Origin of the sequence: Acinetobacter sp. 2JN-4 (assembly GCF_003687745.1) — a bacterium.
GTDB lineage: Bacteria > Pseudomonadota > Gammaproteobacteria > Pseudomonadales > Moraxellaceae > Acinetobacter > Acinetobacter halotolerans.
This window is the reverse complement of the sequence record NZ_RDNY01000012.1, coordinates 1-12,939: the sequence shown is the minus strand read 5'-3', so window position 1 is coordinate 12,939 and position 12,939 is coordinate 1. Positions and strand designations below refer to the sequence as shown.

Sequence of the window (12,939 nt, the reverse complement as noted above, 5' to 3'; positions counted from 1 at the left end):
GGAGTACTAGGAGGCGAAAAAACAGTTCGCTGATCAAAAACGGCTATTTTCCTTGATTATGGCGCGCAGTTCTACTACTAAATGTAGCTGGCGTTAAAAATTCGGTTTATAGTCAAAATTACGATCAATCACGGGATCACGGAAAGGACGAATCGCTTTCTTTGATAAAGTGATGGTATTGACCAAATTGTTTGGAAAAACTTGAATGTGATTATTAAACAATTCGACATTGCGGTTAAATATGGTAATCGCTGCACCGACATTTTCATTCAGTTCTTGAATATCATCCATCATCTTACTGTATAGCGTATCTGCTTTCAGCTCTGGATAATTTTCAACCACAACATTTAAACTACGCATCAAATCGCTATTTAATTTTTCGATGTGCTGTAACTTGGCAATATCGGTATCATTGATATTGAGATTCATAATCTGCTGACGTAAAGCAGTCACTTGCTCTAAGGTCGATTTCTCAAAGACCGTATACTTACTTAGCGTATCTTCGAGCGCTTCCAGTGTTTTGACTTTTTGGCGCTCAAAATTGGCAACTTCTGCCCAAGCACGTTTGGTGGCATTGAAATACCGCACGATCGTGTTGCGGATATGAATCCCCCAAACGATGAGTACAACAAAAATCCCCAAGAAAATGAGTAAACCTGTCATTGCCATTCCCCTTTATTATTTACCGAGTATAACTTTTATCATTCCTCATCCCTTATGCCGTTTTAGTGGTGGATCAGGGCTAGGATGAGTTATTTAATTAAATTGAGCATCAATTCTTGAAATCTTTGATATTGAGGCATGGTCATGGTACGAAGATGCCCACGTAGTGCTGGAATATCATTGATTTGATCGCGCTTACTCATTGTTTGTAATAGGTTTTGTTCACCAACATAACAAAGAATTTGCTCTTGATGATGATAGATTAAATCGCCTTTAAAATGTTGGAAAAAATCATGTAATTTTAAGGTCATGCTTGGGCTAATGCTTTTAGCGAGTTCATGTTGGCTTCGCCCAAAAATTTTAAGATTACGATTGACTGAAATATCACTACTTTCCCACGCATGAGCATAAGGTTCAAAAAAACGAGAGCGTTGGTTACTGACTGCAATCCCTAAAGCAGGCATTTGAAAAATAAATGCGCCCCATAAGTCTTTATGTATTTCTTTACTGATCTGTTGATTCTTATCACCATTTCTGAGAATCGGCAGTTCGCTGACATAATGATATTGGAAGATCAGCACCTGATGTTCAGTGACACCATCATGCCATGTTGTGGAGGCGTATTGCGTAATGTCATTAGATTCAGTACCCCGATGAAACAATGGAAAAAATTGTTTCAGTCGACTGATCACCAGTGTTGGCTGCGCCTGAATTGGGAGATAAGCAGGGAGTTGTTGGAAGTTTAAATGATAACGTAGGGTCATCAAGCGTTGTTCTAGATATTCTGTTACTTGTATCAAGGGCTGTTTCGGTTCATAAAGCAAATAGGCTAAAAATCCAGAAAGAAATGCGCCTAAAAAGCTCCAAATAAATTGAATGTGTGGATGAATAAAATAGCCGAAGACCAAACAACATGCACTGATAATCGCAAGGAGTAGGGGCAGTATGTTAAAGAAATGCAAGCTATGCGTTTCACCCCAAGGATGTAATTTATCTAAGAGTTCTTGATCGGTTGTTGATTTATTTCCAATATCCCAAAGCCGAGCAATATTGCGAAAAACTTGAGCATTTTTTTTACGTCTTATGTGAAGCGCTTGTTGTACAGTGTCGATCGGCATGGCGATGATCAATTCATTATATTAGATTGATGAGGTATAGATTATGCTTTAAATTTCAGAAACTAAGAAGTATCTGACACCGATATAATAATCTTTTTATTCTAAATAATTTTTATCCAGCGATCGTTGTAAAAAATAGGCTAAACCATGATTTAGCCTATGAGTGATATTTATGCGAGTTGATCAATCAACATCGCATCGCCATAGCTAAAGAAGCGATAGCGTTGTTCAACGGCATGCTGATATGCCGCCAAAATATTATTCCGATTTGATAGGGCGGAAACAAGCATCAATAGCGTGGACTCAGGTAAATGGAAATTAGTAATCAAACGATCCACCATGCAGAACTGATAACCTGGGTAGATAAAGATTTGAGTGTCACCTGTCCACGCTGCAATTTTACCACCATTTGCTTGCGCTGCACTTTCTAAGGCACGTGTCGCAGTTGTGCCAACGGCAATCACTTTATTGCCTCGTGCTTTGGTTGCTAAAATTAAATCAATCGTCGCTTGCGGTACATCGCACCATTCACTGTGCATAATATGGTTACTAATGTCAGTGGTGCGAACTGGCATGAAGGTTCCCGCACCAACATGCAAAGTGACAAAAGTTTTTTGAATGCCTTTTGCTGCCAATTTTGCTAACAAATCTTGGTCGAAATGTAAGCTTGCAGTCGGAGCAGCTACACTGGCGATTTTTTCAGGATCATGAAAAACCGTTTGATAACGTTCAGTATCAATCTCTTCAGCTTCACGATTGAAATAAGGCGGAATCGGTAACTGACCGTATTGATCCAACACCGACAAAATTGGCTGTGAAAATTTCACCACAAATAGATTTTCGTGGCGACCTTGTACCGTCACAGGAACTGCATCTTCACCAATATACAGTTCTGCGCCTGCTTTAGGTGAGTTGCTCGATTTGATATGGCAATGTGCTGTATGCGTATCCAACATACGTTCAACCAAAACTTCGATAGCACCGCCAGTGGCACGTTTTCCTTTTAATCGTGCTTTCATGACTTTAGTGTCATTCAGAACCAGTAAATCACCGTCTTCCAATAAATCTAAAATATCGGTAAAAGCATGGTCGTGATATTGACCTTGTGCATCGATATGCAATAAGCGTGATGCGCTACGGCTTTCTAATGGGTAGCGAGCGATAAGTTCATCTGGAAGATCAAAAGAAAAGTCGGAGAGTTGCATACATCTAAAACATTGCAAAAAATTGGGCGTAGTATAGTCTTTTTTGTGTTTTTTCGCTGAGCTTGATGTTTATAGCTAAAAAAATATCTGAATGATTTAAAAGTGAGCAATAAGTGATGGATGGGGTTTGACAATAAAATCAAACAGGTTATGATACGCAACACAAAGCATCGCACTCTTCCCGAGGTGGTGAAATTGGTAGACGCGGCGGACTCAAAATCCGCTGTCAGAGATGACGTGTCGGTTCGAGTCCGACCCTCGGGACCACTATAATAAAAACATACACCAACATATCGGTGATTCTCCTTTAAATCCAAGCATTTAATCAAAAACCAATACCTCTATATGCCATCATATACCACTATACAACGTGGAATAATAAGGATACATTTAAGGATATATTCACTGCGGTCAACTTCCGTATCCTTATTTTGAGTGAAACCCTTATGGCAAAACAGATTAAGCCACTTTCCTCTACCCAATGTGATGGGGCAAAACCAAAAGAAAAAGACTACAACCTATATGATGGACAGGGCTTGATTTTATTTGTTCGAAAAAATGGTTCAAAGGTTTGGAGATTTAAATACAAACGTCCTAATGGTAAAGATGGATTAATGACATTAGGCAACTACCCAGCCCTTACTTTAAAAGAAGCTCGGGAACGTAGAGCCATTTATTTAAATCAGTTAGCCAATAATATTGACCCTATTAATCAAATTAAAATTGAAGAAGCTAAAAACAGTGATGAGTTTAGTTTTGAGCGTATTGCACGAGATTGGCATGAGGCTTATGTCGCTACTGGTAAGTGGAATCAAGCCACGGCAAGAAAAGCCTTAAGCAACTTTGAAATGTATGTTTTCCCTGTCATTGGTAGCAAACCAATAGACACGATCAAGACCCGAGATTTATATAGTGTCCTAAGTAAAATTGAAGAAAAGGGCTACTTAGAAATTGTCAGTAAAACTCGTCAAAGATTTTCAGGTATTTTCGCCTATGCCATTACTCAGGGCTATATTGACCTTAGCCCAGCCGTGGCATTGAGTGATGCAATCACCATTACTAGAAAGACAAAGCACTATCCTAAATTGCCCTTGGTACGATTACCTGAGTTTTTCAGTCGTTTAAGGAATGACGGAGGCAATCCCATTACAAAGCTTTGCTTAGAATTTGCCTTACATACCTTTGCCCGATCCAGTGAGCTACGCTTTGCACGTTGGAATGAAATTGATTTAGATAAAAAGTTATGGACCATACCGCCAACAAGAGAGTTGATTGCTGGATATAAGGATTCTCACAGGGGCGCAAAGATGAAAGAAAAGCATCTTATCCCTTTATCCCCACAAGCATTGAAACTTATTAAAGAAACACAGGTTTATAGTGGTATTTCATTAAATGTATTTCCTAACAGTGTCGATATGGGTGGTTTTCTGAGTGAAAACACAGTCAATGACATGATTCGGCGTATGGGATACAGCACACAGGATGATGTATGTATTCATGGCTTTAGGGGGATGGCTTGTGGTGCATTGATTGAAAGTACTTTATTCACTGAGGATGCAGTAGAGAAGCAAATGAGCCACCAAGAACGTAATGGCGTAAGATTGGCTTATATGCACCATGCGGAATTTATGGAAGAACGTAGAATGATGCTTTGTTGGTGGAGTGATTACCTAGAAGCCAACCAAGAGAAATTTATTAGCCCGATGGAATTTAGCCTTTCATTAATGGAGCAGGCAAAGCAGGGTGTAATTAATATTAAATATGCGAAGTTGATTAAGCTTAAATTGGCTGAAATGACAAATTCATTCATTGCTTAATTAGGCGAAAATAGCATACGCAAAAACAGCATTTAAATTGTGGAATTTGTCCAAACTCTAATTTTTATGTTTTATGGATATAGTGTTTTTTGAGTGTTACAGGTGTTACAAGGTTACATTATTGTTTTATAAAGAATTAATTTAAAAAAGCTGTAACACTTTTTATTTTGTAGGTTACAGATTTGTTTTTATTGAATTATTTTAAATTCTAAAACCTTTATTTTGTTGCTGTAACCTACTTTTGAATAGAGTTTTACGGCATAAAATGAATGCATTAGACTTAATAAGATGCTGTTTTATAAACATTAAGTTTAAATTTTGGCTGTAACCACTTTTGTAACCTGTTTTTTTCTGAATTTTGAATCGGGCAAATGAGTTACAAAGTATGAACTTGCCAACCATATGAATACTGGGAAGTCTGAAAACTTGGATAAATATCTAATAAATTGACAAGAATGACAGTTTTTATAGCAGGCACTTGTACCTTGGGTTGGCAAAATAGATGATTTAAGTTTTTGTCGATGATATATGCCAATATAAGGCATTATATGGTTTTAGGATGCGCTGCAATTGGGGGGGGTATGATAGAAATTAATCCTTATGAGTTAGACCCTGAAGAAGCACGTCATCAATTTTATGATTACCAAGAGCGAATTTTTAGAAAAATTCATAGTGAAATGGATGATGTACAAGATGATATAACTTATATTCTTTATCATCATTATCACCCTAAAAATTTTAATAACATTGATCCAGATGTTCTAAAATTTCTTGAAAAGCATGGGCTTAAAAGAAGTTTAAAGGGGCGCGAAACTGATAAGGCAAATCCTGATTATTATTTAGCAGCCTATTTTGGTATGGAGACCGCTGAAAATTTTTTTAATAACTCCGTCAATATGGATTTTGATACTCAATTGAGTAATTTATCTTATGCTAAAAATCAGCTTGCAATTTTAAAGGTTTTATCTCCTACAGGAGAACCGAAGCATAAATCCAGAAATAAAACGGGTCAGTCAAAAGGTGCGAAAATAGCGAATAAAAATAGATATGCGCTTACTAGACAAAGGGCAGAAGTGGAGTGGAATAAATTCAAGCGTACAGTGCTAGATTGGGTGAAATTTAAAAATAACCTCGAACAATATGAAAAAGAAATAAATACAACGTTAAAAGAGTTTGAACAATCTTTTTTTAATACATTGACAGGTATGCGTTTAAAGGGATCGAGTGCTGAAACAAAGAATTTGTTAGATGAGAAATATACCGATAGTGTACAAAATCCGCCTTTAGTGATTGGGTGGATTAGGGAGCTTGAGGAATTACCTAATAAACAAAAAGAGCAAGCGGATAAAAAACGAAAGCAAAGACGAATAGATAAGATGATGGAAAATAGTCCATATGCTCCATTAGGGATTCAATTAAGGCGTGAAAAAAATAAAATATTGAAAGAAATTAATTGATTAAATTATAATAAAATCAAATATATAAAATATGACCACTTATTTTTTTAGCGGTATAGTATTTGTTCATGTTATCAAAAATCAAAATAGCCTCATAACCGATATGAGGGCTTATACATGCAAATTCATGCTTTACCTACTCACGCACAACCGCTACGAGTATCTCAAAAAACCACTTGTCAGATGCTAGACCTGACCGCAGAGGGTTTGCGCAAACTTATAGCAAAAGACCCAACATTTCCAAAACCTTACAAAGCTGGGCAGACACGCCAAGCCCCTGTTTATTTCGACTATGCAGAATTGGTGCAATGGCATAAAAGCCAAAAGCAAGCCAATGATGTGCAGTCTGTTTAGGTGGGGAAATAGTCATGCTAGAACAACAACACATAAGTGAAGAGCTATCAGGTACAGAGCGCTTTTATCGTATGAGTGACCTTGCCAATATTCCTGAACGTCCAGCACGTATCCATCAATATAAATCGGGCATAAACAAGGGCAGAGCCCGAGTGATTGGTGAACGTAGGGCAAGCAAAGGCTTGATAGGCGTATCTGAAAAAACTCTATGGGAATGGGTGCGAAAGGGTGAATTTCCACAGCCAATAAAACTTAGCTCAACTATTACTGTATGGCGTGCAACAGATATAGCTGGGTGGATGAAATCTAAAGAAATGGAGGCTAAATCATGAAAAATGAAGCTCCAAAAGAAATCAAATTCAGTCAAATCAATATTGGGAATAAGTTTAAGGCACAAGCCTATAATTATTTGGCGAAAGCTATTTCATATACTGCCAATAAAGGAAATAAATCACCATTTTGTCTATTGGTAACGTATGAGGTTTTACCCAATGAATCTCATTCAGCCTTTGCACACCAAGAATATGCCTTATTCAATCCTGAATTAAATTATATTCAAGATGGTTTTTTGTTTGTTGATGGGAAAATGATAGCAATTCAGATAGCTGAGTGTATTCCTATTTATGATGCAGAAATATTAATAGATTGGCGAAATAATGATGGGCGTTATACGTGGAAAAAAGCAATCGTTTTACCTTTGGATGTTATAGAAACCCTTTCTAATTATGCTGAGTTTGCACAGGACTATAACGATTATATTCATTTGGGCTATACGACCCTTAAAACGCCACGTTATGACAGTCCTTGTATAGGTATTGATGGGTATTTATTGAATTTGATTACCCATACGCTACGGGCTGATGCGAGAAAATACCATATTCAGGGGCAAGATAGCGTTGCCTTTCATTTGAGGACAGTTAAACGCCTAAATGATGCAGTAAAAACCAATACGAGTGCAGGAGGTTTACCAGTATGAACTTCCTAAAAACGTATAGATCAGACGTATTAGTATGCTCAATCCTTGCAAAACCTAAAAAATACCGATATTTTAAATATGCCCAACAGAAAGCAGTTGGGTTAGCTTTGGACGGCTATAAATTCTCACTAGACGCACAGTCCGTAAGGGCTTTTTTTGTGCGTACTATCTCTATGCATTCGCATATCTTTATGGCGAAGCTGGAGAGGGACACGTTTACGTGTGTAGGTAACCTAGTGAGCCTATCGTCCAACCCTTTTCAGCTTTGCCACCCTCATTTGGACGTGAACGGCAAGGCTTCTATTAATACACTAGGAGCGCATAATCATGCCTAATCAAACCGTTACTACTCAAAACAAAGTATTTCAAGTCCTTACAGAATTGGATAAACCAGTTAAAGATTATTTCTTTTGTTTAAAGGAAATTCAGGCACTGCATAACGCCGTGATTCACTTCATCGGCAACGAAAGCAACCCACGATTTAAAAAAGATATTCAAACTGTGCATTCAGCTTTGTATGGTTCACTTCGAATTATAAGCTTATGGAATGTCCAACTGGATGAGCTAGCAGATGCAATTAGTGATATTGAAGAAACAGACGATCCAACAGCTTTAATTCAAGCTATTTACAACGATTTTCAAAAACTTGATGCTGATGTACAGCATTTAATAAATCTTGCCAAGATCGCTTGTGATAAGGCATTACAGATCAATCCAGTTGCTTTTAAAATTACTGGGATCAGTTTAAGCACTATTCAGCTTATGATCAGTGCAATCCAGCGCATGACGATTCAACTACAATCCGATATTTTTGCCGAATGCGATGTCTTAGGAGAGCTATACCCTACGATTTTTAAAGTAGAGGTGTAGTCTTATGAAGAAAGCGCACCCTACGCTAGGGAAATATCGAAATAATAATTCTGACAAGCCAAAGAAATTTGGCTTAAATCGGGCACTACTTCCTGATCCTATTGAATATCTAACTGCTAGTGGCTACGCCGTAAAAGGTCGTGGCGAATGGCGAGAAATGATTTGTCCTTTCCATGATGACAGTACCCCAAGCTTACGCATAAACAGCCGTAAAGGTTGTTTTAAATGTATGGCTTGCGAAGCCAAAGGCGGTGATTTGATAGCATTTCACCAATTGCTTACAGGCAAGTCTTTTATCGAAGCGTGTAAAGATTTGGGTGCATGGGAGAATCATGAATGACTGAATTTTTAGATTATCAGGAAGTTCAAGAACAAGCTTTTATCCATGCCCAAAAGCTAGCTGAGCGTGAAGTCAAAAATGGTTATCAGTTTGAGTACCTATTCAGCTATACCAATGGTCACGGCATGCCAGTGTATTGGAAAGTGAGAGCCAAAAATCACCATACTGGTGATAAATGGATACGTGTATTCTCCAGTGGCGAACGTGGTTTTAAATTTGGTGATCCTAATTTCAATGAGTTGTACCCAATAGGACAAGGTAAAAAGCCGTTATATGCCCTTGAACAGGTATTAAATATTACTGAAAAACAGTCGATTTATATTGTTGAGGGTGAACAAAAAGCAGACTTTATCAACTCATTGGGCTTAACCGCAACCACATGCGGTGGCAGTGGCAACACAGATAAAACCGACCTAAAACCACTTGCGAAGCATTCAATTGTGATTTGGGCAGACAATGACAAGGCTGGCACCAAGTTTTTTAATGAAATTGCCCAGCAACTTGATTTATTGGGTTGTGTGATTCGATATGTCGTTTTGGATGAGCTGAAATTGCCCGAGAAAGGCGATGTAATGGATTGGGCAGAGTTACGCAAGCAACAAGGGCTACATACCACGGCAAGCGATATAACAACCCTTAACACCGCAACTTATCAGCCACCATCACCAAGCAGTAATTTACCTGATGGTATGCTTGCTGAACCTATGGAATGGGATAACGGTAGTTTTGAGGTACATGATAAAGGCGTATTTTTCATTGAAAAGCTAAAAAATGGTGAATATCGGGAACGGTTTATTTCCAGTCCAATTTTAGTGACAGCCAAAACTAGAGATAACACCAGTAACAACTGGGGGCGTTTATTACAGTGGCAAGACGATGCTTTCATTCACCATACTTGGGCTGTTCCAAATGAGCTATTTCAAGGTGATGGTACAGAATCACGCAAAGCGTTATCCAATCAAGGCGTGATTATTACGCCTGACCGCAGAGGCAGAGAGCTTTTTCAAATCTATTTAATGAGCTATCCAGTCGATAAATTTGCCTTATGTGTGGATAGTGTTGGCTGGCATGGTCATCGCTATGTATTGCCAACTGAAACTTATAGTAATCCAGTCACTAAGCATGATGAAGTGATTGTTTATCAGCGTACAGATGGGTTAGATAACCGCTTTCAATTCAAAGGTGAATTAGAAACTTGGAAAAATGGCGTGAGCTTGTTGCTGGAAAGCCATTCTAAACTTGTATTTAGTGTAGCGTGTGCATTTGCTGGGCAATTACTTGAGCCATTAAATCAGCAAGGTGGTGGCTTTCATATCAATGGCACATCATCCAAAGGTAAAAGTACCGCTATTTACCTTGCTTGTAGTGTATGGGGACACCCTAAAGAGTATTACCGTACTTGGCGATCTACAGGCAACGCCTTAGAACAAACCGCCTTTATGCACAATGATGGATTTTTAGTGCTGGATGAAATTGGCGAAGCATCGGCTAAAGATATTGGACAAACCGTGTATATGCTTGCCAATGGTCAAGGTAAGGCACGTATGGCGAGAACAGCGATAACCAAAGCACCACAACAATGGCGTGTTTTGTTTTTATCCAGTGGCGAAAAGACTTTTAAAGAGATTTTAAACGAGATCGGGCAAACGGCTAAACTAGGGCAAGAAATCCGATTGCCTGAAATTAGTTTAGATGCTTGTGAGCATGGTGTATTTGATCTTGTGGACTTTGCACCTGATGCTTCACAGCAAGCCAATATGCTGTATGAAAATTCAATTAATGCTTATGGTGTGGCTGGTAAAGCATGGCTTGAATATTTGACCAATGATAAAGGTCGGATGACTGAAACCGCTTTAAGAATGTATCAGCAATACCAAACAAAGCTTACTCCAGACAATGCACAAGGTCATATTGCTCGTGTTGCTTCACGTTTTGCGGTTGTCGCCGTGGCTGGTGAGCTGGCAACGCAAGCCAATATCACAGGCTGGAAAAAGGGCAGGGCTTTAGAGGCAGTCACCAGCGTATTTAAGACCTGGTTAAATAGCTTTGAAATGGTCGGGGATTTTGAGGATCGGCAGATACTTCAACAAGTTCGGGCGTTTTTTGAGGCGAATGGAAATAGCCGTTTTGATACCTTGATTGAGGGTAATAAGCGTGCGAGCTATGGCAATTCAGATCAAGTAGATGATTCAGGTGCTGATACGAAAAGCTTTAGGGAGAAAACCATATATCGAGTGGGCTATAAGGTGGTTAATGCCCAACAACGTGAAACCTTGCGTTACTTGTTCTTTAAAGAGCAATTTAAACAGGAGCTTTGCACTGGTTTTGACCCTAAAAAAGTAGCTAAAGTGCTTAAAAAACATGGCTGGTTAGATTGTGCTAATGGCAAAACAACCAAGCAGGAACGCACCCCTGAAAGTAAAAATCCAGTTTGGTTATATGTGTTCAACACATCAATGTTTAGCTATGACATTGAGAACGCCACTAATCCCTATATGGATGACGTAAACACAGGCACAACCATAGATATTTAACTCAATTTTAGGCTGTATGAGCTTGAAACGCCGTTCAGCCTTTTTATTGGCGATCTTAAATCATGAATATTGCACAGTTAATCAGCCAAGTTTTACAGCACTATGGTGCAAGCCTTGAGCTAATCAATAATCAAACTTTGCGCTTACATCATTCTGATGGTATGCCCCAGCAATGCGCTGACTTTATACGCAAATATAAACCGCAGTTAATACGTCGTTTACTGCTTCAATCATGCTATGAACTACTGGAGCATATTCAACAAGAGGGTGCAGAAATAGAGCTGATAGACAATCAAACTATTCGCTTACATCATGCAGAACGTATCACAGACATGGATATACAGCGAGTAAAGCAGTCCAAAACGGAAATTATCGAAATACTGAGTAATTCGACTGCATCCAATTCCTCAATAATGGATACGGAGATACAGCAAGAAGTGATACAGACCTATTTTGACCGACTGGAGCGACACCGTAGCAACTTGCGTAAAATCAGTAATCCTGTAGAAAATGCCCTTGTGAAGCCTGAACATGTACGGCAAGACCTAATACAAAAATTTATGCTGAACCAAGATCAAGCCCAGCAATTTATAAATGCTTTAATTGAACAGAACATATTTAATTACGATAGTCGTTTTAGGTTTTACCTATTCCCGAACTTCACCCATTCAGCCATGACCGCTTTTCAGCATCACAATACTTTTGCCTAAGTAAACTAAAACAATCTAATTGTGAATTTGCGCCGTAGGGTGGCAAGGGCGAGGTTACTTATTCCGAAATTTTGGCACTGTTTTGTAATGTAGTCTTTAACTGGAGTAGATCGGACTTAAAAAGGCTTGAATTTTTATCCATATTTACTAGCTCACTCCATATTTTTATTTACTTTTATCTAAATCGATCTTTTTTTTACAAATGAGAAAGGAGGGCGGTGTCCGCCTAAGGCGAGTTGAGAGATTTTTCATGCCCCCCATACCCTAAATCGTAACCCATGTAACAAGATTCAAAGCCTCAATGTGTTACAGATAAATTTATATAAAACAATCTTGTAACCTATGTAACACTTGTAACCACTTAAAAATGGTAGATATGTGTGTCAGGGTAAATATAACTATGATAGATTGGACTTGTCTACTCTAAGATATTGATATATATAATATTATTTAAATAAAAGTTGGTTTATATATTATTGATATTCATAGATATTTATATATGGATAAGAAAAAATATATATAAAACAGTCTTGTAACCTATGTAACACCTGTAACATTAATAAAATTAGTCATTTTATATATTGGCAAAATCTACCATTTTTTAGAGTTACTAAGTTTTTTGCACCAATATTAATCATAAAAATGATACCCCTCCCATCGACTTTTGACCAAGAGAAAATTTCATGGGGGGACGGTCTTTAAATGGGTGTACCTTTTGGACTTTTGACCCCATTTCCCCTTGTAAGGTGAATAACTAGGACCATGCTTGTGGTCAGGTGGTCAGGTGGTCAGGTGGTCAGGTGGTCAGGTGGTCAGGTGGTCAGGTGGTCAGGTGGTCAGGTGGTCAGGTGGTCAGGTGGTCAGGTGGTCAGGTGGTCAGGTGGTCAGGTGGTCA

13 protein-coding genes and 1 tRNA gene are annotated in these 12,939 nt (G+C 38.5%); 11 read left to right on the top strand and 3 right to left on the bottom strand.

The genetic code is table 11. The features are described 5' to 3' along the window. Positions 1-93: 93 nt before the first annotated feature. The 3 genes from EAH57_RS14415 to queA form a co-directional block, all read right to left on the bottom strand. On the bottom strand, positions 94-663 hold the full coding sequence (locus EAH57_RS14415) for a LemA family protein (protein ID WP_121930655.1): 570 nt from the start codon (positions 661-663) through the stop codon (positions 94-96). Positions 664-752: 89 nt separating this feature from the next. Beyond that, positions 753-1,781, bottom strand: a complete 1,029-nt coding sequence (locus tag EAH57_RS14410) for a hypothetical protein (protein WP_121930654.1) — start codon at positions 1,779-1,781, stop codon at positions 753-755. A 170-nt stretch (positions 1,782-1,951) separates the two neighbouring features. Continuing rightward, a complete protein-coding gene (gene queA, locus EAH57_RS14405) occupies positions 1,952-2,986 on the bottom strand; it encodes a tRNA preQ1(34) S-adenosylmethionine ribosyltransferase-isomerase QueA (protein WP_121930653.1) in 1,035 nt (344 codons plus the stop codon). 180 nt (positions 2,987-3,166) lie between these two features. Here queA and EAH57_RS14400 point away from each other — a divergent pair. From EAH57_RS14400 to EAH57_RS14350, 11 genes are all read left to right on the top strand, one after another. After that, a tRNA-Leu gene (locus tag EAH57_RS14400) sits at positions 3,167-3,253 on the top strand. Between the two features lie 179 nt (positions 3,254-3,432). Next, a complete protein-coding gene (locus EAH57_RS14395) occupies positions 3,433-4,803 on the top strand; it encodes a tyrosine-type recombinase/integrase (protein ID WP_121930652.1) in 1,371 nt (456 codons plus the stop codon). Between the two features lie 581 nt (positions 4,804-5,384). Further along, positions 5,385-6,260 (top strand): hypothetical protein, encoded by an 876-nt coding sequence (locus EAH57_RS14390; RefSeq protein WP_147440127.1) that lies wholly within the window; start codon positions 5,385-5,387, stop codon positions 6,258-6,260. 117 nt (positions 6,261-6,377) lie between these two features. Further along, positions 6,378-6,614, top strand: a complete 237-nt coding sequence (locus tag EAH57_RS14385) for a transcriptional regulator (protein ID WP_121930650.1) — start codon at positions 6,378-6,380, stop codon at positions 6,612-6,614. A 14-nt stretch (positions 6,615-6,628) separates the two neighbouring features. Beyond that, entirely contained in the window at positions 6,629-6,946 is a 318-nt protein-coding gene (locus EAH57_RS14380; RefSeq protein WP_121930649.1) for a helix-turn-helix transcriptional regulator, read from the top strand. Beyond that, positions 6,943-7,590, top strand: coding sequence for a hypothetical protein (locus EAH57_RS14375; RefSeq protein WP_121930648.1), 648 nt, complete (start codon positions 6,943-6,945; stop codon positions 7,588-7,590). The genes EAH57_RS14380 and EAH57_RS14375 overlap by 4 nt, the downstream gene beginning before the upstream one ends. Further along, the gene (locus EAH57_RS16175) at positions 7,587-7,925 is read left to right on the top strand and encodes a hypothetical protein (RefSeq protein ID WP_228200051.1); all 339 of its coding nucleotides are present in this window, start codon (positions 7,587-7,589) and stop codon (positions 7,923-7,925) included. The genes EAH57_RS14375 and EAH57_RS16175 overlap by 4 nt, the downstream gene beginning before the upstream one ends. Further along, on the top strand, positions 7,918-8,460 hold the full coding sequence (locus tag EAH57_RS14365) for a hypothetical protein (protein ID WP_121930647.1): 543 nt from the start codon (positions 7,918-7,920) through the stop codon (positions 8,458-8,460). Before EAH57_RS16175 ends, EAH57_RS14365 begins: the two co-directional genes overlap by 8 nt. A 4-nt stretch (positions 8,461-8,464) precedes the next feature. Further along, positions 8,465-8,800, top strand: coding sequence for a CHC2 zinc finger domain-containing protein (locus tag EAH57_RS14360; protein ID WP_121930646.1), 336 nt, complete (start codon positions 8,465-8,467; stop codon positions 8,798-8,800). Continuing rightward, complete coding sequence (locus EAH57_RS14355; RefSeq protein WP_121930645.1) at positions 8,797-11,334, top strand: DUF927 domain-containing protein; 2,538 nt, start codon at positions 8,797-8,799, stop codon at positions 11,332-11,334. Before EAH57_RS14360 ends, EAH57_RS14355 begins: the two co-directional genes overlap by 4 nt. A 62-nt stretch (positions 11,335-11,396) precedes the next feature. Further along, on the top strand, positions 11,397-12,044 hold the full coding sequence (locus EAH57_RS14350) for a hypothetical protein (protein ID WP_121930644.1): 648 nt from the start codon (positions 11,397-11,399) through the stop codon (positions 12,042-12,044). Positions 12,045-12,939 lie beyond the last annotated feature (895 nt).

Excerpts from the sequence above, each read along its gene's own strand:
- EAH57_RS14385 (WP_121930650.1), top strand. The coding sequence starts at position 6,378 with ATGCAAATTCATGCTTTACCTACTCACGCACAACCGCTACGAGTATCT.
- EAH57_RS14360 (WP_121930646.1), top strand. The coding sequence starts at position 8,465 with ATGAAGAAAGCGCACCCTACGCTAGGGAAATATCGAAATAATAATTCT.
- EAH57_RS14380 (WP_121930649.1), top strand. The coding sequence starts at position 6,629 with ATGCTAGAACAACAACACATAAGTGAAGAGCTATCAGGTACAGAGCGC.
- EAH57_RS14415 (WP_121930655.1), bottom strand. The coding sequence starts at position 663 with ATGACAGGTTTACTCATTTTCTTGGGGATTTTTGTTGTACTCATCGTT.
- EAH57_RS14355 (WP_121930645.1), top strand. The coding sequence starts at position 8,797 with ATGACTGAATTTTTAGATTATCAGGAAGTTCAAGAACAAGCTTTTATC.
- EAH57_RS14350 (WP_121930644.1), top strand. The coding sequence starts at position 11,397 with ATGAATATTGCACAGTTAATCAGCCAAGTTTTACAGCACTATGGTGCA.
- EAH57_RS14395 (WP_121930652.1), top strand. The coding sequence starts at position 3,433 with ATGGCAAAACAGATTAAGCCACTTTCCTCTACCCAATGTGATGGGGCA.
- EAH57_RS14390 (WP_147440127.1), top strand. The coding sequence starts at position 5,385 with ATGATAGAAATTAATCCTTATGAGTTAGACCCTGAAGAAGCACGTCAT.
- EAH57_RS14410 (WP_121930654.1), bottom strand. The coding sequence starts at position 1,781 with ATGCCGATCGACACTGTACAACAAGCGCTTCACATAAGACGTAAAAAA.
- queA (WP_121930653.1), bottom strand. The coding sequence starts at position 2,986 with ATGCAACTCTCCGACTTTTCTTTTGATCTTCCAGATGAACTTATCGCT.
- EAH57_RS16175 (WP_228200051.1), top strand. The coding sequence starts at position 7,587 with ATGAACTTCCTAAAAACGTATAGATCAGACGTATTAGTATGCTCAATC.
- EAH57_RS14365 (WP_121930647.1), top strand. The coding sequence starts at position 7,918 with ATGCCTAATCAAACCGTTACTACTCAAAACAAAGTATTTCAAGTCCTT.
- EAH57_RS14375 (WP_121930648.1), top strand. The coding sequence starts at position 6,943 with ATGAAAAATGAAGCTCCAAAAGAAATCAAATTCAGTCAAATCAATATT.